General features: G+C 63.9%; 23 protein-coding genes and 1 pseudogene. 5 read left to right on the top strand and 19 right to left on the bottom strand.

The window, feature by feature from the left end; all coding sequences use genetic code 11:
* The 14 genes from H1B27_RS37855 to H1B27_RS37920 form a co-directional block, all read right to left on the bottom strand.
* On the bottom strand, positions 1-887 hold an 887-nt coding region (locus H1B27_RS37855), incomplete at its 3' end, for a tetratricopeptide repeat protein (RefSeq protein ID WP_197969546.1).
* 188 nt (positions 888-1,075) lie between these two features.
* Positions 1,076-1,564 carry a peptidoglycan-associated lipoprotein Pal gene (gene pal, locus H1B27_RS37860; protein ID WP_018641585.1) on the bottom strand — a complete coding sequence of 163 codons (489 nt, stop codon included), beginning with the start codon at positions 1,562-1,564 and terminating at the stop codon, positions 1,076-1,078.
* 244 nt (positions 1,565-1,808) lie between these two features.
* The gene (locus tag H1B27_RS37865; RefSeq protein WP_197969547.1) at positions 1,809-2,570 is read right to left on the bottom strand and encodes an N-acyl amino acid synthase FeeM domain-containing protein; all 762 of its coding nucleotides are present in this window, start codon (positions 2,568-2,570) and stop codon (positions 1,809-1,811) included.
* Positions 2,571-2,732: 162 nt separating this feature from the next.
* Positions 2,733-5,063: a putative bifunctional diguanylate cyclase/phosphodiesterase gene (locus H1B27_RS37870; RefSeq protein WP_197969548.1), complete on the bottom strand. Its 2,331-nt coding sequence runs from the start codon at positions 5,061-5,063 to the stop codon at positions 2,733-2,735.
* 259 nt (positions 5,064-5,322) lie between these two features.
* Positions 5,323-6,666: a Tol-Pal system beta propeller repeat protein TolB gene (gene tolB, locus H1B27_RS37875; RefSeq protein WP_061881224.1), complete on the bottom strand. Its 1,344-nt coding sequence runs from the start codon at positions 6,664-6,666 to the stop codon at positions 5,323-5,325.
* Between the two features lie 41 nt (positions 6,667-6,707).
* A complete protein-coding gene (gene tolA, locus H1B27_RS37880) occupies positions 6,708-7,667 on the bottom strand; it encodes a cell envelope integrity protein TolA (protein ID WP_061880856.1) in 960 nt (319 codons plus the stop codon).
* Positions 7,668-7,670: 3 nt separating this feature from the next.
* Positions 7,671-8,120: a protein TolR gene (gene tolR, locus H1B27_RS37885; protein WP_027573098.1), complete on the bottom strand. Its 450-nt coding sequence runs from the start codon at positions 8,118-8,120 to the stop codon at positions 7,671-7,673.
* Positions 8,121-8,265: 145 nt separating this feature from the next.
* Positions 8,266-8,982, bottom strand: coding sequence for a protein TolQ (tolQ, locus tag H1B27_RS37890; RefSeq protein WP_028180156.1), 717 nt, complete (start codon positions 8,980-8,982; stop codon positions 8,266-8,268).
* Positions 8,983-9,369: 387 nt separating this feature from the next.
* Complete coding sequence (locus H1B27_RS37895) at positions 9,370-9,891, bottom strand: flavodoxin family protein (RefSeq protein WP_197969549.1); 522 nt, start codon at positions 9,889-9,891, stop codon at positions 9,370-9,372.
* Between the two features lie 139 nt (positions 9,892-10,030).
* Positions 10,031-10,795 (bottom strand): serine acetyltransferase domain-containing protein, encoded by a 765-nt coding sequence (locus H1B27_RS37900; RefSeq protein ID WP_197969550.1) that lies wholly within the window; start codon positions 10,793-10,795, stop codon positions 10,031-10,033.
* Between the two features lie 233 nt (positions 10,796-11,028).
* Positions 11,029-11,520 carry a DUF2852 domain-containing protein gene (locus H1B27_RS37905; RefSeq protein WP_197969551.1) on the bottom strand — a complete coding sequence of 164 codons (492 nt, stop codon included), beginning with the start codon at positions 11,518-11,520 and terminating at the stop codon, positions 11,029-11,031.
* Positions 11,521-11,640: 120 nt separating this feature from the next.
* Complete coding sequence (locus H1B27_RS37910) at positions 11,641-12,381, bottom strand: TetR/AcrR family transcriptional regulator (protein WP_197969552.1); 741 nt, start codon at positions 12,379-12,381, stop codon at positions 11,641-11,643.
* A 168-nt stretch (positions 12,382-12,549) separates the two neighbouring features.
* Entirely contained in the window at positions 12,550-12,915 is a 366-nt protein-coding gene (locus H1B27_RS37915) for a YciI family protein (RefSeq protein ID WP_061880861.1), read from the bottom strand.
* A gap of 47 nt (positions 12,916-12,962) precedes the next feature.
* Positions 12,963-13,367: a YciI family protein gene (locus H1B27_RS37920; RefSeq protein ID WP_197969553.1), complete on the bottom strand. Its 405-nt coding sequence runs from the start codon at positions 13,365-13,367 to the stop codon at positions 12,963-12,965.
* A 266-nt stretch (positions 13,368-13,633) separates the two neighbouring features.
* Here H1B27_RS37920 and H1B27_RS37925 point away from each other — a divergent pair, with 266 nt between their 5' ends.
* From H1B27_RS37925 to H1B27_RS37935, 3 genes are all read left to right on the top strand, one after another.
* Entirely contained in the window at positions 13,634-14,422 is a 789-nt protein-coding gene (locus H1B27_RS37925; RefSeq protein ID WP_061880863.1) for an SDR family NAD(P)-dependent oxidoreductase, read from the top strand.
* Positions 14,423-14,584: 162 nt separating this feature from the next.
* Entirely contained in the window at positions 14,585-15,022 is a 438-nt protein-coding gene (locus H1B27_RS37930; RefSeq protein WP_061881225.1) for a hypothetical protein, read from the top strand.
* A gap of 561 nt (positions 15,023-15,583) precedes the next feature.
* Positions 15,584-15,934, top strand: a complete 351-nt coding sequence (locus tag H1B27_RS37935) for a hypothetical protein (protein WP_197969554.1) — start codon at positions 15,584-15,586, stop codon at positions 15,932-15,934.
* 113 nt (positions 15,935-16,047) lie between these two features.
* Here H1B27_RS37935 and H1B27_RS37940 read toward each other — a convergent pair whose 3' ends face one another.
* The 4 genes from H1B27_RS37940 to H1B27_RS37955 all read right to left on the bottom strand — a co-directional run bounded on the left by H1B27_RS37940 (position 16,048) and on the right by H1B27_RS37955 (position 18,883).
* On the bottom strand, positions 16,048-16,461 hold the full coding sequence (locus H1B27_RS37940) for a VOC family protein (protein ID WP_197969555.1): 414 nt from the start codon (positions 16,459-16,461) through the stop codon (positions 16,048-16,050).
* Positions 16,462-16,491: 30 nt separating this feature from the next.
* Entirely contained in the window at positions 16,492-17,031 is a 540-nt protein-coding gene (locus H1B27_RS37945) for an SRPBCC family protein (RefSeq protein WP_197969556.1), read from the bottom strand.
* Positions 17,032-17,216: 185 nt separating this feature from the next.
* The gene (locus H1B27_RS37950; protein WP_197969557.1) at positions 17,217-18,518 is read right to left on the bottom strand and encodes an RNA polymerase sigma factor; all 1,302 of its coding nucleotides are present in this window, start codon (positions 18,516-18,518) and stop codon (positions 17,217-17,219) included.
* On the bottom strand, positions 18,515-18,883 hold the full coding sequence (locus H1B27_RS37955; RefSeq protein ID WP_197969558.1) for a YciI family protein: 369 nt from the start codon (positions 18,881-18,883) through the stop codon (positions 18,515-18,517). Before H1B27_RS37955 ends, H1B27_RS37950 begins: the two co-directional genes overlap by 4 nt.
* 139 nt (positions 18,884-19,022) lie before the next feature.
* On the opposite strand from H1B27_RS37955, the gene H1B27_RS37960 reads away from it, so the two are divergent.
* Positions 19,023-19,988 (top strand): 2-hydroxyacid dehydrogenase, encoded by a 966-nt coding sequence (locus H1B27_RS37960; RefSeq protein WP_197969559.1) that lies wholly within the window; start codon positions 19,023-19,025, stop codon positions 19,986-19,988.
* A gap of 64 nt (positions 19,989-20,052) precedes the next feature.
* Here H1B27_RS37960 and H1B27_RS37965 read toward each other — a convergent pair whose 3' ends face one another.
* Positions 20,053-20,697, bottom strand: coding sequence for a TetR/AcrR family transcriptional regulator (locus tag H1B27_RS37965; RefSeq protein ID WP_197969560.1), 645 nt, complete (start codon positions 20,695-20,697; stop codon positions 20,053-20,055).
* Between the two features lie 104 nt (positions 20,698-20,801).
* Between H1B27_RS37965 and H1B27_RS37970 the strand changes: the two are divergent.
* A pseudogene (locus H1B27_RS37970) lies at positions 20,802-20,921 on the top strand (thioredoxin domain-containing protein); the annotation flags it as partial.
* Positions 20,922-21,203 lie beyond the last annotated feature (282 nt).

Here is a 21,203-nt window from a genome sequence, read left to right on the forward strand (position 1 = left end):
TATTTGGTGGTGACGGCGAGGAAGGCTTCCGCGGAGTCGCGGTATTGCTGGCGCTGGAAGTAGCTCTCGCCGAGCCAGTATTGCGCGTCCCCGACCAGCGGGTCGCTCGGAAACTTCTGCGCAAAATTCTTCATGGTCTGCTCGGCAAGCGCATAGTCCTTGCGCTGCATGTAGCCGATGCCGAGGTCGAACTCGTCGCGCGGCGTCGCCGAGGGCGGCAGGGTGGTCAGGCCGCCGCCGCTGGCGGCCGGCGCGGGATAGCCGGATTGGGCCGGCGGATAGCCGGGCTGCGCGGCGGGCGGCACGCCTTGCTGGTAGCGAGGGCTGGTGTTGGCGAGATCGAGCGGCTCGCCCGGGTTGCGGCCGCCGGCACCGGCTCCCGCCGGCATCGGCTGCTGCCCGCCGCCGAGCGCGCGCGGCGCACCCGGCGCGTTCGGGTTCTGGTTCGGATCGAACGCATCGCCGCGGCGGCGCGTACCGGGTGCGCCGGGCGCCGGCTGCTCCTGAATGATCGGCGCAGGGGCGGCGATCTGCGGCTGCTCGTAATTCGGCTGCGCGGCCGGCTGCTGCTGGCGATAGCCCGGCGTGACCTGGGTTGGTGCGATTTGGGCGGGCGGCATCGCCGCAACGTTCGGTGCCTGGCCGGGCGCGGCTTGCGCACCGCCTTCGAGCGCCCGCAGCCGCTCCTCGAGTTGGCGATTGCGATATTGCAGCTCTTCGTTCTGGCCGGTGAGCTGGCGCAGCTGGTTCTCCAGCCGCTCGATCCGCATCTCGGGGTCGGCATCATCCGACTGCGCGAAGACCGGTTGCGCAAGTGCGGGCGAGCACAAAGAGAGCAGCGCGGCAGTCGCCACGGTGCCGGTAAAGACCTTAATTCTGGATGACATCTTGCCCTGACGACAAAAGCGAAATGGCCTGCGACGGAACATTCGACGCGCCCCACATTGAAGTGGAGTACGCCAAAAATGTGACTGCTACCAAGCGGTTTCTGTCACAGAATGCTGAAACGAAACCGGCGCCCGAGAGGGCGCCGGCATAGTCCATTTCCGAAGCTGAACGGCGGCTGACTGAAGCGTCAGGAGCTCGCGTTCAAGACGGTGACGGCGCGCCGGTTCTGCGACCAGCAGGAGATGTCGTTACAGACGGCGACCGGCCGTTCCTTGCCGTAGGAGATCGTGCGCATGCGGTTCGGATCGATGCCGCGCGAGGCGAGGAACGAGCGCACCGACTGGGCTCTCCGGGCGCCGAGCGCGATGTTGTATTCGCGGGTGCCGCGCTCGTCGGCATGACCTTCGATGGTGAAGCTGTAGCGCGGATAGGTCTGGAGCCACTGCGCCTGCTTCTCCAGGGTCACGATCGCCTGCGGGGTCAGATCGGTCTGGTCGCTTTCGAAGAACACGCGGTCACCCACGTTGACGACGAAATCCTGCTGGCTGCCGGGCGTCGCCGCATTGGCCATCGCATCCGTCGCGGCATTTTTGTTGGCGCAGGCGCCCATCGACAGCGCGACGGCGAGCACCGCGGCCAGCTTCAATCCCTGGAGGATACGCATAGGATGTTTCATTCCGGAGCCTCCACGCTCACGTTAGTCCACTGCTGTCCGGTCTACAGGGGGTTGGTTAAGCGAACGTTCCGTCAACCTTGACGGAACCTTGCCTCAGCCGCTCAAATGCCCCCAGTCAGCGAAAAGCAACCGTCATGGTTAATGAGTTGTAAATGTGGCGCCAGGGTGAAGGCAAGCCGCGCCGGCCGGCAAAAGCGCCGGCTTCTGCAGGAATTTTGAGCTGAATCGAGAGGGGGACCGCCCCCTAGTAGGCCGAACCGACCGCCGGAGCCGCCACATCCCGGTTCCGCGGCGTGGTCACCAGCGCCGGCCGCGTTACAGTCTGGCGCGCGTTGCTGCGTGTAAACAGCATGCGCCGCTCAAACGCGCTGGAGCGCATGATCGGGAAACGCGTCAGGATCTTTTCCCGGACCTTGGGATAATCCGAGGCCATCAGCACGGCCTTCTGCGTCGGCCAGCCCGGAAATGAACGCGGCTCGGTGAGAGTCTCGGACAGGAACACGCGGCGGTAGAACGCCTGATGATCGGTCCGCACCATCGAGAGCCCGACATCGGCATTGAAATGCTCGCAGGCAACGAAGGGAAGCCGGACCGTCAGATAAGGCAGTTCGGGGAACCGCTGTTGCATTTCGGGATCGGCAACGAATCGACACGGATCGACAAAGACCTCGCCCCGATCCAGCCGAGGATGCAGGACGTCGCCGAACACCTCCGTAGTGTAGGACATCCGGCATTCGGACGTCAGAACGTGGATGCGAACGGAACTGCAGAGCTCGTCGTCGACGTAGACGCCGAAATTCCAGACGTTGGGCGCGTCGTCGAAACGGTCCGTCACCCGCTGCGACTCCGACGGCGGGATCAGTCCGGCCTGCAGATAAGCGCGGTAGCGCATCAAGTACAGGTTGTCCTTGTCCTCGGGAGTTTCGATGAGTCGGTAATCGATGCGGTCAAACAACGCGGCGCCGCGTGGAAGGAGCGCCGCGCTCGGTTCGGCTCCGGACTTCATCTGCTACCTCTAAACTCAAAGCAACTTCCGCGAGTAGTAGCAGATTAATGGTTCCTTAACGAAATTGCAAAGCATTAGAGTTGTTAGGGTTAACCTTTTGGGGCCCGCAAGACTACGGAGCTGGCGGGAGCCGATTGCAATGAAGGAGCCGCGACGAAAGGATCAGGCCGATCGCGACGACGCGATGGCGAGCTGGTCGTCAGGCATGCGACGGCCATGCGAGGCATTGAGCAATTGACGGACGCGCACCGCCGGAACCGGCCGGCTGAACAGGTAACCCTGCCCTTCCGTCACGGTGCCGTCGGCGCTGATCAGCTCGAGCTGTTCGTTGGTCTCGATACCTTCGACCACGACGGCCATGCCGAGGTCGGCGGACAGCCGCGCGACGCCGCGCAGCAGCGTCAGCGGCCGGTCGGTATCGATGCCTTCGAGGAAGGAGCGGTCGATCTTCACCTTCTGCATCGGGAAATTGTGCAGGTAGCTGAGGCTGGAATAGCCGGTGCCGAAATCATCGAGCGAGATACGCACGCCGAGCGCGCGCAGTTGCGACAGGATGTCGTGAGTGAGCTGGGTGTTGCGCAGCAGCGAGGACTCTGTGATCTCGATTTCCAGTCGATGCGCCGGCAGGCCCGACACTTCGAGCGCGTAGCGGATTTCGCTCAGGACGTCGCGCTGATGGAATTGCTGTGGCGAGAAATTGACGGCAACGCTGACGCCGTCCGGCCACTTCATGCATTCCATGCAGGCGCGGCGCAGGATCCAGCGCCCGAGATCGACGATCAGGCCCATGTCCTCGGCGACGGGGATGATGTCGACCGGCGAGACCGTGCCGCGCACCGGATGATTCCAACGCAGCAACGCCTCGCAGGTGGTGATCTTGCCGGACTTCAGATTGACCAATGGCTGGTAGAACAGCTCGAATTCCTCGTTCGAGAGCGCCTTGCGCAGGTCGAGCTCAAGGATGCGACGGGCCTCGACGGTCGCCGCCATCTCGTCGCGGAAGAAGCAGAAGGTGCCGCGGCCGTCGGCCTTGGCTCGGTACAATGCCATGTCGGCATTCTTGAGCAGCGTATCGGCGCTGATCTCGCCCGGGGAAGTCAGCGCGATGCCGACGCTGGCGCCGATCTCGACCAGATGATTTTCGATACGGTAGCGCTCGCTCAGGCGTTCGACGATACGGCGGGCAAGCGCCGAGGCGTCCTCCGGTGAAGAGATGTTCTGCTGGAAGACGACGAACTCGTCGCCGCCGAAGCGGGCGACGAAATCCTCGGGGCGCAGCATCTCGCGCAGGCGATTGGCGACCGCACACAGAAGCTGATCGCCGCAGGGATGACCCAGCGTATCGTTGACTTGCTTGAACTGGTCGAGATCGACGAAGAGCAGAGCCGACAGACGCTCCGAATGGCGCGCGACTGCGAGCAAACGCTCGATCTCGTCCCGAAAATTGACGCGGTTCGGCAGCGCCGTGAGATCGTCGTAGCGGGCCAGATGGCTGATCCTGGCCTCTGCGTTGCGGCGCTCCGTGATGTCCTCGAGCAGCAAAACCGCACCGCCATCAGCCATCGGCTGGACGGTCCATGACAGCGAACGATTCCTGTGCGGATCGGGGTCGGCGGTGATGATTTCGTTCGCCTGGGCGGTTTCGATGTCGGAGATGATCGCCTCGCCGCTGGCCGCCGAAATCGATCCCGCTTCGACGCATGCGGCGATGATGTCGCGCGCAGTCGTGCTGGTCTGGGTGAGATTGTCGGGCAGATTCATCATCGCGCCAAAGCGGTGGTTCATCACCGCGAGCTGGCCGTCGATGCGAAACATGCAGAGCCCGTGCGGCATGTTGTTGAGGGCCGTGTCGAACTGGCCGGCGAGCGCGGCCTCGCGCTCGCGCGCGACAACGGCGCGCAAGAATATCCTGTGCAGATTGCCGGAGAGCCGCATGACCGAGAGGAGGAACGCGGCGCACACGACCGACATCGCCATGTAGTAAGGCGTGGCGTGAAGCGCCAGCGCGATCACGGCCGGTCCGAATATCAAGGTGGCCTGCAGACGAAATATCCACTGCCGTCCGTAAGCTCTCCCCGCTCCTCCCGCCACGATTCCGGTGGTGACCGAGAGGGCAATCATGTGAGCAATGGCGTCCTCATTGCTCAGCAGGGTCGTGGAACACCATAGACCGATGGCGGCGGCCTGGATGAGCGCTCCGATCTGGTAGCGCTGCTGCCAACGCGCCGCTTGTTCTGCGCTCAGAACCGATTTTCTGGCCTGGTACCGGCTCAAATCGAAGGCGCGTATGGCTCCCGCAAGAATGAGCAGCGGGACAAATAGCCAAAGCAGCGTCTGTCCCGTCTTGAGCGCCGTCAAGGAGGCCGAGAACGCCGAGAACACTATGCCGGTAAGCACCGTGCCGGGCGCCTCGAACAGCGAATCGGTCAGCGCCGCCGAAATCGTCGGCGAGGCCTGTTCCTCCTGCTCTCCGCTCTGGCTAGCGAACTGCATGTTGGTGTGTACGCGCGTCCTGGTTGGGCGCGTAGTTCTAACCCAACTGAGATGAAGCCTTTCTGAGGGAACATCGTTAAAGTCGAGTTGTTTTTCGGCAATAGCGAACCGATTTTCGCTTAGATATCAAGCAGCTAGGCAAGCCTTGCCGGGCACAAGGTGAAGGAAGTCTTGCCGTGCGCTGCGAACTCGAAAAAATCGGCGCTTTTTTTCGAAAACATCGCGCGTCTGAACACGCGATGTTTTAGCTGCGCTCCCGTCAGCCCGACGTCGAGGACAACAGCGGCGACCATGCCGGGTCCGAGGCAAAGCCCGGCGTCGGCACCTTCAATTCGTTGCGGCCGGAGATGTCGACCGAGTACAGCGACGGCCCGCCATTGCCGCCGGGATCGCGGAAGAACATCAGCACGCGGCCGTTCGGCGAGAAGGTCGGGCCCTCGTTGTGGAAGCCGGAGGTGAGCAGCCGCTCGCCCGAACCGTCCGGCTTCATGACGCCGATCGAGAACTGCCCGCCGCCTTGCCTGGTGAAGGCGATGTAGTCGCCGCGCGGCGACCACACAGGCGTCGAATAGGTGGCGTTGGTGTCGTCCTTGGAGAAGGAGATGCGCTGCGCAGCGCCCCCGCCCGCCGCCATCACATAGATCTGCGAGCGGCCGCCGCGATCGGACTCGAAGCAGATGCGGGTGCCGTCCGGCGAGTAGGACGGAGACGTGTCGATGGCCGGCGTGTCGGTGAGGCGCGTGGTCGAGCGCGAGCGCAAATCCATCACGAACAGGTTGGAATTGCCGCCCTGCTGCAGGCTCATGATGACGCGCTGGCCGTCCGGCGAAAAGCGCGGCGCGAAGGTCATGCCGGGGAAGTTGCCGACGATCTCGCGCTGGCCGGTCTCGATGTTGTAGAGATAGACCTTCGGATCGCCCTGGCCGAACTCCATGTAGGTGATCTCTTGCGAGTTCGGCGAGAAGCGCGGCGTCAGCACGAGGTCGGAACCGCGGGTCAGATAGCGCACATTGGCGCCGTCCTGGTCCATGATCGCGAGCCGCTTGACGCGGCGCTCCTTCGGCCCGGTCTCGTCCACGAACACCACGCGGCTGTCGAAATAGCCTTTCTCGCCGGTCATCCGCTCGTAGATCTGGTCGGAGATGATGTGGGCGATGCGGCGCCAATATTCGGGCGAGGTGAAATATTGCTGGCCGGCAAGCTGCTGGCCGGAGACCACATCCCACAGGCGGAATTCGGCCTTGAGCCGGCCGTCCGGCTGCCGCGTCATGCGGCCGGTGACGAGGGCCTGGGCGTTGATGGTCTTCCAGTTCTGGAATTGCGGCGCGACGTCGATGTTGCTGATGCGCTCGATGAAGGCGGCCTGGTCGATCGGCGCGAACAGGCCCGAGCGCTTCAGATTGTTAGTGATGACCTGGGTGACACCGTTGCCGACGTCGCCGTCGGAGGGCGAGCCCGGCACAAAATTGGTGATCGCGATCGGGACCGGCTGAAACTCGGTGGGATCGATGCGCAGTCGCGGCTGCCCCTGAGCGAAGGCGTGTCCGCCGCCGAGCATCGCGAGCGTCGACCCGGTCAGGGTCATGAAGCGGCGGCGGTTCATCGATCGGGCGTCATTCATCGCAAAATTCTTTTGTTCGGATGTCACAACATATCTTTCAGACCGAAAGTCATCGGAATGAGCTTCCAGCTCTCGTATTGCTGCTTCGGCATGAACGAATAGACCTGGCACTGCACGATGGCGCGCTTGGCGCTCTCCGCCACCGCCTGCGCGATCGACCGCGACGGTCCCCGCACAGCGACGACGATCGGCTCGGCAGCCAACGATCCGTCGATCTTCATGGGAATGTCGATGTCGGCTTCATACTGGTCGGCATCCTGCCCGTTATAGGTCGGCGTGAAGCAGCGCTTGACCGCGCCCTGGAAAGCACCGCGCCAGGTCGCGACGTTGGCGACGGCCGTCCCGGTCGCCGCTCCCAACGACGCCGACGCATTCAGCGCCGATCCAGTCAGTTCGTGCCGTGTCGTGGCGCGCTTGTCGAGGTCGCGCTGGATCTGCGCGGGGTCGAAGGTGCGCTCCTTCGGCTTCGGCTGCTGCTGCGGCTGCACCGCCGCAACCTTCTGCTCCACGGGCTTGGGCGGCGGCTTCTTGGTGTCCAGCTTCTTCTGGAGCTCGGCGATCGGATCTTCCTTGGCCGGATCAGGCTTCTTTTCCTGCGGCTTCGGCTCTTCCTTTGGCTTCGCCTCGGTCACCGGCTTCGGCGGCTCGGGCTTCTTCTCGACCGGCTTCTCGACGGGTTTCGGCGGCGGCTCCGGCGTCGAGTTGGTCTTGATCAGCTCTTTCTTCTCGGTGACCTTGCCGACGGCATCTTCCTCGGGCTTGGCTTCCGCGATCTTCTCGACCTTGGGCTTCGGCTCTTCCTTCTTCCCGGTCTTCTGCCCCGCCATCATCTTCGCGAGTTGATCGGAAGAGATGATGTCAACCGGAAGCGACTCTTCCGGCGCGATGTAGGCCTTGCTGCTGAAGGTGACGAGCCCCCATCCCAGCACGAGGACGTGGAGGGCGATCGACGCAACGAGTGTCTTGTCGATGTTCACCTTCACCGCTTACCCCTGATCCGCTTCCGTGACGAGGGCGAGCTTCTTGAATCCGGCACCCGACAGCAGGCCCATGACCTTGGCCACCGTGCCGTAATCGGCCTTCTTGTCGGCGCGCAGGTAGATGCGTTCCTCGAGCCCGCCCCGCGCATCCGTGATCGCCTTGAGCTTCGGCACCAGTTCGTTCAGCGCGATCTCGGCATCATTGATGAAGACCTTGCCCTTGATGTCGACCGACATCTGGATCGGCTTCTGGTCGTTGTTTTCGAGGCTCTTGGCCTGGGTCTGCGGCAGGTCGAGCGGCACACCGACCGTCAGCATCGGCGCCGACACCATGAAGATGATGAGCAGCACCAGCATCACGTCGACCATCGGCGTGACGTTGATTTCGGCCACGACGGGCTTGCGCCGACCGCGGCGTCCGCCGCCTCCGGATGAGCTCGCAACGTTCATCGCCATGATCGAGTGCCCAAATTGCCCTTCACAGTAGAGCCAATTCCGTTCCGATGAAATCGGAACGGGGCTCTGGATTCTTGCCTTGACGCGTTTTCTTCACGCGAACCGGTATCCACTTCGCTCGAAAACGCTCCTTACATGCCGTCCGTCAGCCCCGCTCGTCGATCTGACGCGACAGGATGGCGGAAAATTCATCAGCGAAGCCCTCCAGCCGCTGGGCCTGCCGGTTCACCTCGGACGTGAACTTATTGTAGAAAATAGTGGCAGGAATGGCGGCGATAAGGCCGACGGCGGTCGCAAACAGCGCTTCCGCGATACCGGGGGCGACAACCGCCAGAGAGGTATTTTTCGACGCCGCGATCGACTGGAAGCTCGACATGATGCCCCAGACCGTGCCGAACAGGCCGACGAAGGGGCCGGCGGAGCCGACGGTCGCGAGCACCAGCAGCCTGCGTTCCAGCCGTTCGACCTCGCGCGCGATCGAGACATTCATCACCTTGTCGATGCGCATCTGCAGGCCCGCGACCGAGCGCGCATGGCTTTCGAAAGAACGCTTCCACTCGCGCATCGCAGCCACGAAACAGGCCGCCATGGAATGCGTCGGCTTGGCCGAGAGCGTGCGATAGAGCTCCTCGATCGACTCGCCGGACCAGAACGCCTGCTCGAACCGGTCCATCGAGCGCCGGGTGCGCGCGTAAAGAAAGATCTTGTCGATGGCGATCGCCCAGACCCAGACCGAGCAGGACAGAAGTCCCAGCATCACCGCCTTCACGATCCAGTGAGCCTGCCAAAACAGCGCAATCAGCGACACGTCGGCGGAGGCGGCAACCGGAAGGGCTGACTGAGCCACGTCGGCCGGATTCATAAGCAGTATCCTCTCAAGGCGATCGTTACCTAATGTCCTTCGGCCAGCAAATCGCTGCCGGTGTTCCCCAACAGCCGCGCTAGAGCCGGCGCGGCCGGCAAGTCCGCTCAAAGCCTTGTTCTTTCTGGGGTGCAGGGCTCGTCCAAAGCCGGCCGCCTGCATTCCCCGCCAAGATGTCAAAACTATGGGCCTCGACACGGCTTTGGGCGCGACTGTCCGCAATTACCAGAGCCCGGCGTTGGTTAATGCGCGGTTACCGGCAGCAAATTTGGCTGCCGGAAAGGCAGGTGGACCAAGGATTTGGCCCGGCGGCCCCGGGGCGGCGGCATCTGGCGGGGAGATCGAGGGACAAGACCCGCGGTCCCGGAACCTGGTTTCGAACTCCGCTCAGGCCGCGTTCGTCGCTGCACTGCTGCGCCCGTTCCCAATGGCCCGCTGTATGGCCTCGACGAACGTGGCGAGCCGCGGTGCGTGGTTCGCCGATGCCACGTCGCGCGCAGTGAGGGAAAGACAATCAAGGGGCTGCTTGCCGACGAGCTCCCGCATCTGCCCGAACACCTGATCGCTGCCGGCCCCGCCAAGCGTACAGAAGAACGCCACCGCAGGCAGTTTCGAGCTGTTTGCGAGCAGGTAGGCACGGACGGGCGAAGACAGCGACCAGGCCCAGACCGGGGTTCCGATTACAACGAGATCGTAGAGAGATGGATCCCTGACGGTGGCGGCGATGCGCGATGGGATCTGCCGTCGCGCTTCCATGGCCGAGCGCAGATAACCGAATATCCCCTCGCGGCTACCAGCCTCGGCGATTTCCTCACTGTCACAGGACAGCGCAGCCGACAGGGATTGAGCGACTTTGCGCGTCGTACCGGTCCGGGAATAATAGACCACGAGAATCCTTGCGTTCGCCATCGTCGTGCTCCTCGCCTCTGCCCGGCGAACTACATCGCGTTCGCGATGCGCGCGGCTTGATTCACGTCAACAGGCGCCGAGAAAGCGTCAAAGCGAGCGTGCGAGAGCCGTGGGAACGCATGCTCTCAGCGAGGGCGCGTCAGGCGGCCGAGACCGTCTCGGGGCAGTTGGTCAGTCGCGCCGGATTGCCGACCGCCGTGCAGCCGGCGGGCACGTCGCCGGTCACAACAGTGCCTGCGCCGATTTTTGCAAGATCGCCGATGCTGATGTCGCCGAGAATGCTCGCGCCCGCGCCGATGTAGACGCCGCGGCCGATGCGCGGCGAGCGCGCCGGCAGTTCGCTGCTGCGGCCGATGCTGACGTTCTGGAGGATGGTGACGTCGTCGCCGATGACGACGTTGGCGCCGATCACGATGCCGGTGGCGTGGTCCAGATAGACGGCGGATCCGATGCTGGCAGCCGGATGAATGCTGACCTGGAGCACGTTCGACGCCTCGTTCTGAAACAGCAGCGCCGCGTCGCGACGGTCATGACGCCAGAGCCAGTTCGAGACGCGCCAGGCTTGCAGCGCGATGTAACCCTTGTAGTGCAGCAATGGTGGCAGCAGATCGGTGACAGCGGGGTCGCGACGCGCGATGGCCGCGAGGTCCCTGCCGGCAGCTTCGATCAGGTCCGGCTCGTCGTGAAAGGCGTCGCGGGAAAAGAATGTGAAGCGCGCGCGTTCGGCGCGGCTGCCAAGCCGCCGCCCGATCAGGTCGGCCAGAGCCGCGGCGAAATCGTCATGGGTAAGGATGGCGCCGGCCAGCGTCTTGCCGAAGAAGGGATCGGCAGCTGCCGCACGCTGCGCCTCGCGGCGGATCGCCGGCCAGAGGTCGTCGCTCGCGTCTACCGCAGCTTCCGGCATTGTCGCCTCCGATCCGCGTGCATCTGTGACAGCGAATATAGGCGGTCCGGATCAAGGCGCCAGCGGTGCCCACGGGATGCGCGTCCTCTCGCGCAGCTATCCGGCCTCTCCCGCTAGCGCGAACACGCCGAAGCCAAACCGCCCGCCTGCGGGTTGCGCAGGCGGGCGGCTCGGGGCCATCAGGACTTTGGGGGCATGCGCCTGAAGGCTTTGAGAGGCGTCAGGCTTGGATGTCAGCCCTGCTGCTGGTCGGTGGGCGGCGGGGTCGGACGCGTCTTGTGCTGCGCCATGAACTGGTCGAACTCTTCCTTGTCCTTGGCGTGACGCAGACGGGTCAGGAAATCCTTGAACTCGCGCTGCTCTTCCTCGAGGCGCTGCAGCGTCTCGGTGCGATATTCGTCGAAGGCGCGGTTGCCGGAGGACGGCGGGCCGAAGCCAAAGCCGAAGCCGCGGCGCTCCATGCGGTCGCGGATGCGATCCATCCTGTACTGCATCCGCTCCATCTTGTTCTGCCAGCGATCCTGGTGGCTCCAGCACGACATTCTTCTGCTCCCGAGTGTGAAAAAGAGAAGGGCAAGTCCGATCGGCCACCAGATGATGAAGCCGAGGATGGTTACGGCAATCCAGCCGGGATGCCAGGGCGTATCCAGCATGCGGGGACGCTCGTACTGTTGGTATTGGTCCGAAGGGCCGCGCCATCGATTGACATCAGCGGTGTAGGCCATTTCCCATCTCCATCACGGCACCTGCGCCGTTGTGAATGTAAATAACATTTACATAGCTAAACCATCCCGCGATTTTGTCAAGCCGAGCGCCTGACAGGCGCGCGGAATATTTGCGCAACTTTATTTCGGCTTGCCCCAGGGGCCGCCCGGCGGCACGCCCGAACCGGAGGAAGCCTCCGGCGGCACCGGCGGCGGCTCGGCTCCCTTCGTGGCCGGACGGCGGTCGATCGGGAAGCCGAGCCCGCGCAGATAGATCAGCACCTCGGCCTCCAGCAGCTCGTCCGGCGACATCGGCAATTTGCGACGCGCGGCATCGCCGCGGGAGAACAGCGAAGCCACGCCATGCGCCATCGACCAGATGTGCAGCGCCATCATCATCGCCGGCGGGCGGGGCGTGCCGGGCGGCGTCAGCGCCGCGAGCCGCTCGGCGGCGGCGCGAATGATATTGAAGGCGCGTTCGCTGGCGGCCTGAAGTGCGGCATTGGCATCGACCGGCACGCCCGATTCGAACATCGCGTTGTAGAAGGCCGGCTCCTCGCGGGCGAAGGCGAGATAGGCCTTGCCGACGCGCTCGAAGGCGGTGACCGTGTCAGGGCGCCCGTCGTCCCAAGCCGCGCTCAGGCGCGCCTCGAACTGCTCGAAACCGCGCTGGGCGATCGAGGACAGCAGCTCATCGCGGTCGCGGAAATGCCGATAGGGTGCCGCGGCGCTGACGCCGGCCATGCGCGCGGCATCGGCGAAGGTGAAGCCGGCCGCCCCCTTCTCGGCGATCAGCCCGAGAGCGGCCTGCAACAGGGCCTCTTTCAGATTGCCGTGGTGATAGCCGCGCTCGGCGCGGCCGTGCTCCTTGCGCCAGCTCATGTGAACGACCTTTACATGAGCCGGGCGTGAAGGTCACTAGCGGGAATCGGGTGTGATTAACTCGTACATCCCCGTCATTCCGGGGCGGCTCATAGAGCCGTACCCGGAATCTCGAGATTCCGGGTTCGGTCCTGCGGACCGCCCCGGAACGACGGCCACCCACTGATGCTACATCTGCGGAATCGGCAGCACCGGCATCACTTCGATCGCCTCGCCCGGAAAGATCGCAAAATGCGGATGGTTCTCGAACAGTTTGGCAGCTTCCTCCTGCGAGGCGGCGCGTACCACCGTGAAGCCGGTCAGCGCATTGCTGACCTCCGTGACGCCGCTCACGTCGATCCTGCGGGTCTTGCCGAGCGGGCCGCCGATCTCGACGATGACGGACTTGTGCTTCTCGACCCAGCCGTGCCAGGCAGCCATGCCCTCCTGCTCCCTAGCCTTCCGTTCGGCCTCCGGCAGGGCGCGCCAAGCCGCCATCTTGGCACCGGTGGTGCTGCCGAGATAGACGGCGAGAAATGTATGTTCGGCGCTCATGGATATCTCCTTTGGTTGGTTGGTCGGAATACGGTCGCGGCTGTCGTCTACTTCTTGAGGTCGCCAAACCCGGCCACGACCTCCTGCACTTCAGGCGAATAGTCGGTCACCTCCTGCACCTGCCGAATCTCGATGATTTCGTTGGCCGAGGCCGGGCACTTCTTCGCCCAGGCGATCGCTTCCTCGCGCGAGGCGACCTCGATCATCCAGTAACCGCCCAGCACTTCCTTGGCTTCAGTGAAGGGGCCGTCGGTGACCATGGGCTTGCCGGTCGCAAAGGAGACGCGCGCGCCCATCGATGGCGGATGCAGGCCGTCGAGCGTGATCAGCACGCCGGCATCCTTCAGCGCCTCGTTGTAGCGCATCATCGCCGAGACACGCTCGGGATCGAGTTGAACGTCCGGCGGTGCCGCCTCGTAGCCGAGCGGGATCATCAGCATCATGAACCGCATGGAACCTCCTCGCTGCTCTCAATCATTCCCATCTGTCCCGCGGGCGGAAACAGCTGGCCCGCACCCCGCTCTAAGACGAACGACCTTCTGCCGTGCCGACAGCGGGACAGGAATTATTTGGAGGCGCGCAAGCGCGACTGCGGCAGGGGCATTCAGGGCCCAATCGGGCTCGATAGGCACGGCGCGGGCCTTTCGTGCCGGAACCAAAGCGAAGTAAAAGGGGCCGGCGCTCGCGCGCCCCTCCCGGACACAGGACAGATCAGCCAATGCCGCAAGCCCTGCAGAAAGTCGCCCTCGTCACCGGAGCCGCACGCGGCATCGGGCTTGCGACCGCGAAGAAATTCCTGGCCGAGGGCTGGCGCGTGGCGCTGCTCGACATCGAGGGCGAACTGCTCGGCCGAGCGGTCGCCGAAATCGGCAAGAGCGAGGCGACGCTGGCGCTGACCTGCGACGTTTCGGACGGAACTGCCGTGAGCGATGCGATAGCGGCGGTCGAGAGCCGGTTCGGCCGGCTAGATGCCCTCGTCAACAATGCCGGCATCGCGGTGTTCGCGCCGCTGATGGAGACGTCCGACGCTGACTGGCGCCGCGTGCTCGAGGTCAACCTCACCGGGCCGTTCCTCTGCACCAAGGCGGCCGTGCCCTTGATGCGCGAGGGCCACGGCGGCGCCATCGTCAACATCACCTCGATCTCGGCGGTGCGCGCCTCGACGCTGCGCTCGGCCTACGGCACCAGCAAGGCGGGCCTTGCGCACCTCACCAAGCAGCTCGCGGTCGAGCTCGCCTCCCTCAACATCCGTGTCAATGCGGTTGCGCCGGGGCCGGTCGACACAGCGATGGCGAAGCAGGTTCACACCAAGGAAATCCGCGCCGACTATCACGACGCCATTCCGCTCAACCGCTACGGCCTGGAAGAGGAGCTCGCGGAAGCAATCTATTTCCTGTGCTCGGCGAGCGCGAGCTATATCACCGGACAAATTTTGGCCGTTGATGGCGGCTTCGATGCAGCGGGTATCGGCCTGCCAACGCTGCGCGGGCAACGACGGAACGGGTAGGATCTTGTAGTGGGTTGGCACTGCGGCTGCGCGAAGCGCGGCCGCAGGGCGTAACCCACCTCTTTTCACTCGGCGAGAAAGATGGTGGGTTACGCCAACGGACTGCGCTTCGCGCATCCGTCGGCTAACCCACCCTACGAAAGCGAGTTGGTGGAGAGCTTCATGCGACGCATCGCCTTCCTCAGAGCCCTGATGCTTGCATCCGCGCTGCTCGGCGTCACGCCCGCGGCGGCCGAGATCCGTATCATCCAGTCGCCGGGTGGACAGGTCGGGCCGTTCCTCGATCTGTTCGAGAAAGTGCGCGAGAGCGGCGAACGCGTGGTGATCGACGGTCCCTGCCTGTCCGCCTGCACGCTGGTGCTGAGCATCGTGCCGGGCGAGCGCATCTGCGTCACCAAGCGCGCGGTGCTGGGTTTCCACGCCGCGCGCTCCGTGGACCGGCGCGGGCGCTTCTATGCCGAGCCGGAAGCATCGGTCGCGGTGCTTGCCGCCTATCCCGGCCCGGTGCGCGACTGGATCAGCCGCCGCGGCGGCCTGAGCTCACGGCTGCTGCTGTTGAAGGGGCGCGACCTCGCCGCGATCTATCCGCGATGTCGGTGACGAAGTCGTCGTTCATAGTCTCGCGATCACCCGCGACCGGCACTGACCATCGTCGAAAGCCGCGGCACGATGTCGTCAAAGAACTCGCGATCTAAAGCGCGATGCGATTAGGATGAATCGTTGTCGCGCTTTAGATTGTTGTTTAAGCATGGTCTTTTCGGAAAACCGCTGCGCACTTTTCCGGATCATGCTCTAGAACAAAGTCTGGACCACTGGCGCGAGCTTCATGCTCACGCAAATGACCATTCCCCAAAGAGCAAAGTTAATCTGTAGCGCCGCCGCCATCGGTCGCTCCCTTCCAAGTCGCCCCGCCCTAGTTTTTAAGTTTTATGAAGCAAAGTTAGCGATTCTGTTGTGCAGATCACAGCCCAATATTGCGCCAATTGTTGTGCGGTGCAGTCGGCTTCACGAAGTGGCCTCACTCCGCGCGCAAGGTAGTATGAAATTCTGATTCGTATTCGGCCATGCCGGCTGGTCCGCTTGCTTTGAGTTCCATTAAACTGACGTGATGCGAAGTGTTTCACGCGGATTGCGCGTCGCATACGCAGCAAAGGCCCCGGCATGATTCGACACAGCTTCATCTTGCTCAGTTTTTGCACAGCGCTGATAGCTTGCGCAGGCGCTCCAGCGCAGGAACGTCGCCCCATCGCGTGGGACGGTCTTGGCAAGGATCCGAACCGTCCGCATGTGGCGAAGCGGCGCGTGGCGAATCCCGCGCCCGCGGCGCCGGATCCCAATCAGGAGCGGGAGCGCGTGCTCGGCACCTTGCAGCCATATTCGCAGGCGTGGTGGGCGGTCCATGACGAAATACAGGCGGAGAACGACAGGCGGCTCGGCACCAAGCTCCTGATCTGCCCTCGCTGCGTGGAGTCGTCGCCGCCGAGCCAGAACGTCACCGGATCAATCCGGTGAGAGAACAAACAGCCGATCGGTGCGTGAGGTAAGGAGTCCATGCGTGTCCCCTCTCCCGCAGCGTTGGAGAGAGGGGATCGCAACTCAACGGATCGCGGGCGCGGCCGTGCCCGTCACATCCCCTCCGCCGGGCAGTTCACCATCCAGGGAATGCCGAACTTGTCGACGCACATGCCAAAGCCCTTGGCCCAGAACGTCTTGCCGAAGGGCATGGTGACCGAGCCGCCGTCGGCGAGCGCGTTGAACTTGCGCTCGCCGTCTGCGGGATCCTTGACTGTGAGCGAGATCGAAAAGCCCTGCGGCTTGTGAAAGTGCTCGGCCGGCGCGTCGGAGGCCATCAGCACGCTGCCGTCGGGTAGCGACATCCGTGCATGCATGATCATCTTCTCGCGCCCAGGCGCGGCCGGCACCTCCGGCGGTGCATCCGATGAGCGCATCATCGCATCGATCCTGCCGCCGAGAACCTTGGCGTAATAGTTGAATGCCGCTTCGCAAGTGTCCTGATAGAACAGATAGGGATTGAGCATCGTTTCTCTCCTCTTCGCTTGCAGTGAGATTTATTGCTTCTCGGTGAGCTTCTTCAGGCCGGCGAGACCTGCCTCGAAATCCTTGCCGATCATGCTGTCCATGTTGACGAACACCTGCATGACCTTGGACAGGAACGGGGCCGGACCGTACATCGCCCACGTGACCAGAGTGGCATCGCCTTGCGGCACAAAGGTGAATTCGGCGGTGTTGTGCCCTTCGAATGGCCGTTCGAAATCGAGCTTGATGCGGAGCCTGGAGGGCCCGTTCGCCTCCAGGATCTCCATGTGGCCGGCACCGACATTGTTGTTGCCGTCCCAGGCATAGGTGGCACCCTTTCCCGCCGCGGTTCTGCCGAACGTCCGCTTCATGGCGGGATCGCGGGTCTCATAGGGTGACCAACCGGTCCAGCGGTGAAAATCGGCGACCAGCGGATAGATCGCATCGGCCGGGGCCTTTACGGCAAGCGACCGCTCGACGCGGAATGTGTCGGGCTTGGTAAGAGCAAAGATGAGGATGCCCGCAAGCCCGGCGGCGAGCAGAACGGCAATGACGGCAATGGCTTTCAGCATGAGGGGCTCCGTGGATACGGGCACAGGACGAAGGGGGATGGCTGGGGCCGACAATTCGAAGGCGAAATTATTCTGCCGTCATTCCGGGGCACCCGAAGGGTGAACCCGGAATCTCGAGATTCTCAGGTACGCAATTGCGCACCGTAGTTCGGTCCTGCGGACCGCCCCGGAATGACGGCGAACCATCACGTCGCCTTCGCGCCCTGCCTGGCGCCGCCATTGGCCTTCTTCGGCTGGCTGTCCCGGATCAGGCGATCGAGATGCATGCGGATGTGAGCGGCTTCGGCCGAGGTGTTTGCGAGCGCAATGGCGCGATCGAAGGCGACGCGGGCTTCGTCGTTGCGGCCGAGCTGCATCAGGAAGGCTCCGCGCACGCCGTAGAAATGGAAATAGTTGGCAAGCTTCGGCGCCAGTGGCTCGATCAGATCGAGCCCGGCCTCTGGCCCGCGCACCTTGGAGACCGCGACCGCGCGGTTAAGCGTCACCACCGGTGACGGCTGCACCACTTCCAGAGCGCCATAGAGCAGATCGATCTGCGTCCAGTCGGTCTGCTCCGGCGTCGCTGCGCGCGCATGCAGCGCGGCGATCGCGGCCTGGATCTGATAGGGACCGCTGCGGTGGTGACGCATCGCCTTGTCGATCAGCGCGAGGCCTTCCGCGATCATGGTGCCGTTCCACAGCGAACGATCCTGATCGTCCAACAGGATCAGCGATCCGTCCGCGGCAAAGCGCGCGGCGCTGCGGGCGTGCTGCAACAGGATCAGCGCCGTCAGGCCCATGATCTCCGGCTCGCTCGGAAATAGCCGCAGCAGCAGCCGCGCCAACCGGATCGCCTCTTCGCACAGCGGCTTCCTGATCTCCGCAGTGTCTCCACTCGCCGAATAGCCTTCGTTGAAGATCAGGTAGATCATGGCGGCGACGCCGGCGAGCCGCTCGGAACGCTCGACCGCGCCGGGCGCCTCGAACGGCGTCCCGGCCTCGGCGACCTTTGCCTTGGCCCGCGTGATGCGCTGCTCCATCGCGGCTTCCGAGACCAGGAAGGCGCGTGCGATCTGCTTCACGGTGAGGCCTGAGACGATGCGCAACGCCAGCGCGATCTGCTGCGTCGCCGGCAGCTGGGGATGGCAGCAGATGAACATCAGCCGCAGAATGTCGTCGCGATAGTGCGAGCCGTCGAGCCGCTCGGCCACCGCCCCCTCGGCATCATCGAGATCGGAGATGGCCTGATCGTCCTCCGGCAGCGGCTGCTGCTTACGGGCGCGGCGCACCTCGTCGATCGCGGCGTTGCGGCCGACCATGATCAGCCAGGCTGCGGGATCGCGCGGCGGTCCGTTCTGCGGCCATGACTTGAGCGCGCGCAGGCAGGCGTTCTGAAAAGCCTCCTCGGCCGTGTCGAGATCGCGGAAATAGCGCAGCAGCGCGCCCACCGCCTGGGGTCGCGCCGAGGTCAGCGCAGTCTCGATCCAGGCGGTGTCGGTCTCGCTCACGTCAGGTTTCCTCCGGGCCTAAACACGCCGACGGGACGCACCTCGTAGGCGCCGCCCGAATTGGCAGAGCCCAGCTCGCGCGCGACGTCGAGCGCATCGTCGAGATTCTTGCAGTCGACAATGTAGAAGCCGAGCAGCTGCTCCTTGGTCTCGGCATAGGGACCGTCGAGCACCAGAGGCGGGTCCTCCTTGCGCAGGGTCGCCGCCGCGGTCGTCGGCAACAGCCGCGCCACCGGTCCGAGCCGGCCCTGCCTGGTGAGCTTCTCCTGCACCACGGCGAGCTTCTTCATCACGGCCTCGTCCTGCTCCTTGCTCCAGGAGCCGACGAAATCCTCGTCGTGATAGCAAAGAATGGCGTAGAGCATGGGCGAAACTTTCCTCGTCTGTTCTGAAGACGCGCCAATATGCCCCGCGCCGACACGGCTGCGGAAAAAATTTGCAAGAAAAATCCGGCGGATCGTGCCAAGGAGGGCCTTCTCAAACGGAACCAACGAGGCACTTCGAATGACCCTGGGCACACTGGCCGTCCTGATCAACAGCACGCAGCAGAACTGGCTGCCGGAGCGCTGGAAGGCCCGGTTCAAAGCGGTCTGCGGGGACCGTCGCGTGGTGCTGCTGCCGAATGCCGGGCTCGACCCGGCGGAGGTGCACTATGCCGCGGTGTGGAAGCCGGTGCCGGGCGATCTCGGTGCGTTCCCTAATCTCCGCGCGATCTTCAATCTCGGCGCCGGCGTCGACGCGCTGATGGCGGACAGGAGCCTGCCCGATGTGCCGCTGGTGCGCGTCGCCGTGCCCGATCTCACCAATCGCATGACCGAATATGTCGTGCTGCACGTGCTGATGCACCACCGCCAGGAGCTTTACCTCAGGCAATCGCAGCGCGAGAAACGCTGGGAGCCGAAATATCAGTGGCCAGCGAGCGCGATCACCGTCGGCGTCATGGGGTTGGGCACGCTGGGAGCCGATGCGGCCAATGTGCTGCGGCGGCTCGGCTTCCGTGTCGCCGGCTGGAGTCGCAGCCCGCGGACGATCGAGGGCGTCGAATGCTTCCATGGCACTGCAGGCATGGACGCGTTCCTGCGCAAGACGGACATTCTGGTGTCATTGTTGCCGCTGACGCCGGACACGCACGGCGTCCTCAACCGCGACGTCTTCGCGAAGCTCAACCGCAACAGCCCGCTGGGCGCGCCCGTGCTGATCAATGCCGGCCGCGGCGGCCTTCAGAATGAAGCCGACATCCTGGCCTGCCTCGACGACGGCACGCTGGGCGCCGCCTCGCTCGACGTCTTCGTGCAGGAGCCGCAGCCGGCGGACAGCCGCTTCTGGACCCACCCCAAGGTGGTGTTGACGCCGCACAACGCGGCCGACACCGACGCGGACGCGATCTCGGCCTATGTCGCCGAGCAGATCGGACGGTTCGAGGCCGGCGGAGCGCTGGAGAATGTGGTGGATCGGGCAAGGGGCTACTAAGCCCCTGGATTTCGCCAGCGCTGGCGCTTCAGGCTCGGTGTCTCCGCCTGGCTGCGACGGCAGCCTACGCTTTCGCGCCCACCATCATATCGATCGCGCCCTTCACGATCGCCTCCAGCTCCTTGCGCGGAACGCGGGCGCGCGAACGGACGGCGATGGAGTGCACGGTCGCTGATGCGATCTGCGCCAGCACGGCCGGATCGGCGCTCTCCGGCAACTCGCCCTTCTCCCTGGCACGGCGGAAGCAACCGGCAAAAGCCTTGTCGAGCTCGGTGAGTCCGTCGAGCACCATGGCTCGGATCTCGGGATCGCTCACCGCCTCGGACGCCGCCGTCACCACCGTGAAACAGCCGCGCGGGCCGGTCTCGCCGGAGAGATAGATGTTCAGCGCGGAGGCGAAGATTCGCTCCAGGCGCTGGCGCAGCGGCATTTCCTCGCGAAAGATCGCGGCCATGGAGGCCCGCGCTTCCTCGCGGTAGCGCTGGTAGCTCTTGATGTAGAGCTCGCGCTTGTCGCCGAAGGCGCCGTAGAGGCTCGGTCGATTCATGCCGGTGGCCTCGCTGAGATCGTCGAGCGAGGTCGCGGCAAAGCCCTGCCTGCGGAACAGGTCGAGCGCCTTGCCGAGCGCGACATCGGGCTCGTAGGCGCGCGGACGGCCGCGGCGCTTGGGCTGGCCGGCAGCAATTGGCAGCTTCGATTTTTGTACCATTTTGCAAATTAATCCTTGACCGCGGATATATTATGCAAGACAGTACAAAAATCAATCTGGCCAGGTTGAGCGAAACTTCCAAGAATTGCCCAAGGAGGCTACAGATGGATGTCTATTTCTCGCCGCTCGCCTGCTCCATGGCGACGCGCGTTGCGCTGTATGAAGCCGGCGCCGAGGCGAACTATCTCGAAGTCGATCCGCCGACCAAGATAGTCGTCCGTGAAGAGCGGCTAAGCGATTGAGCTAGAATCGCATTTGTCTTTGTGGGCTGTTTTGCGATTGCAGGGTTTTGATGCTTGGGGCATCGGAACCTTGCAATTTCATTTTCAGGATTCCGTCGAATCGCCAGTCATGATTCCGTCGTCGCATCGGAGGTGGCGATGCGACCGAAGAAGCACAGGACGACGGAATCGGGCGATCTGTTCCGGGCCAGGCTGGACCAGATCATCAATATGAAGCACGAGCTGGTTCAGCTTGCCGGCAAGGTCGATTGGGACTGGATCGAC

The organism is Bradyrhizobium diversitatis (genome assembly GCF_016031635.1).
In the GTDB taxonomy this organism is placed as follows: domain Bacteria; phylum Pseudomonadota; class Alphaproteobacteria; order Rhizobiales; family Xanthobacteraceae; genus Bradyrhizobium; species Bradyrhizobium diversitatis.

What these genes read in the sequence shown, in the direction of transcription:
- H1B27_RS37925 (WP_061880863.1), top strand. Translation starts at nt 13,634, where the DNA reads ATGCCGCAAGCCCTGCAGAAAGTCGCCCTCGTCACCGGAGCCGCACGC.
- H1B27_RS37870 (WP_197969548.1), bottom strand. Translation starts at nt 5,063, where the DNA reads ATGCAGTTCGCTAGCCAGAGCGGAGAGCAGGAGGAACAGGCCTCGCCG.
- H1B27_RS37965 (WP_197969560.1), bottom strand. Translation starts at nt 20,697, where the DNA reads ATGGTACAAAAATCGAAGCTGCCAATTGCTGCCGGCCAGCCCAAGCGC.
- tolR (WP_027573098.1), bottom strand. Translation starts at nt 8,120, where the DNA reads ATGGCGATGAACGTTGCGAGCTCATCCGGAGGCGGCGGACGCCGCGGT.
- H1B27_RS37920 (WP_197969553.1), bottom strand. Translation starts at nt 13,367, where the DNA reads ATGCGGTTCATGATGCTGATGATCCCGCTCGGCTACGAGGCGGCACCG.
- H1B27_RS37915 (WP_061880861.1), bottom strand. Translation starts at nt 12,915, where the DNA reads ATGAGCGCCGAACATACATTTCTCGCCGTCTATCTCGGCAGCACCACC.
- H1B27_RS37895 (WP_197969549.1), bottom strand. Translation starts at nt 9,891, where the DNA reads ATGGCGAACGCAAGGATTCTCGTGGTCTATTATTCCCGGACCGGTACG.
- H1B27_RS37900 (WP_197969550.1), bottom strand. Translation starts at nt 10,795, where the DNA reads ATGCCGGAAGCTGCGGTAGACGCGAGCGACGACCTCTGGCCGGCGATC.
- H1B27_RS37905 (WP_197969551.1), bottom strand. Translation starts at nt 11,520, where the DNA reads ATGGCCTACACCGCTGATGTCAATCGATGGCGCGGCCCTTCGGACCAA.
- H1B27_RS37960 (WP_197969559.1), top strand. Translation starts at nt 19,023, where the DNA reads ATGACCCTGGGCACACTGGCCGTCCTGATCAACAGCACGCAGCAGAAC.
- H1B27_RS37945 (WP_197969556.1), bottom strand. Translation starts at nt 17,031, where the DNA reads ATGCTGAAAGCCATTGCCGTCATTGCCGTTCTGCTCGCCGCCGGGCTT.
- H1B27_RS37930 (WP_061881225.1), top strand. Translation starts at nt 14,585, where the DNA reads ATGCGACGCATCGCCTTCCTCAGAGCCCTGATGCTTGCATCCGCGCTG.
- tolQ (WP_028180156.1), bottom strand. Translation starts at nt 8,982, where the DNA reads ATGAATCCGGCCGACGTGGCTCAGTCAGCCCTTCCGGTTGCCGCCTCC.
- H1B27_RS37955 (WP_197969558.1), bottom strand. Translation starts at nt 18,883, where the DNA reads ATGCTCTACGCCATTCTTTGCTATCACGACGAGGATTTCGTCGGCTCC.
- H1B27_RS37865 (WP_197969547.1), bottom strand. Translation starts at nt 2,570, where the DNA reads ATGAAGTCCGGAGCCGAACCGAGCGCGGCGCTCCTTCCACGCGGCGCC.
- pal (WP_018641585.1), bottom strand. Translation starts at nt 1,564, where the DNA reads ATGAAACATCCTATGCGTATCCTCCAGGGATTGAAGCTGGCCGCGGTG.
- H1B27_RS37910 (WP_197969552.1), bottom strand. Translation starts at nt 12,381, where the DNA reads ATGAGCTGGCGCAAGGAGCACGGCCGCGCCGAGCGCGGCTATCACCAC.
- tolB (WP_061881224.1), bottom strand. Translation starts at nt 6,666, where the DNA reads ATGAACCGCCGCCGCTTCATGACCCTGACCGGGTCGACGCTCGCGATG.
- H1B27_RS37935 (WP_197969554.1), top strand. Translation starts at nt 15,584, where the DNA reads ATGATTCGACACAGCTTCATCTTGCTCAGTTTTTGCACAGCGCTGATA.
- H1B27_RS37940 (WP_197969555.1), bottom strand. Translation starts at nt 16,461, where the DNA reads ATGCTCAATCCCTATCTGTTCTATCAGGACACTTGCGAAGCGGCATTC.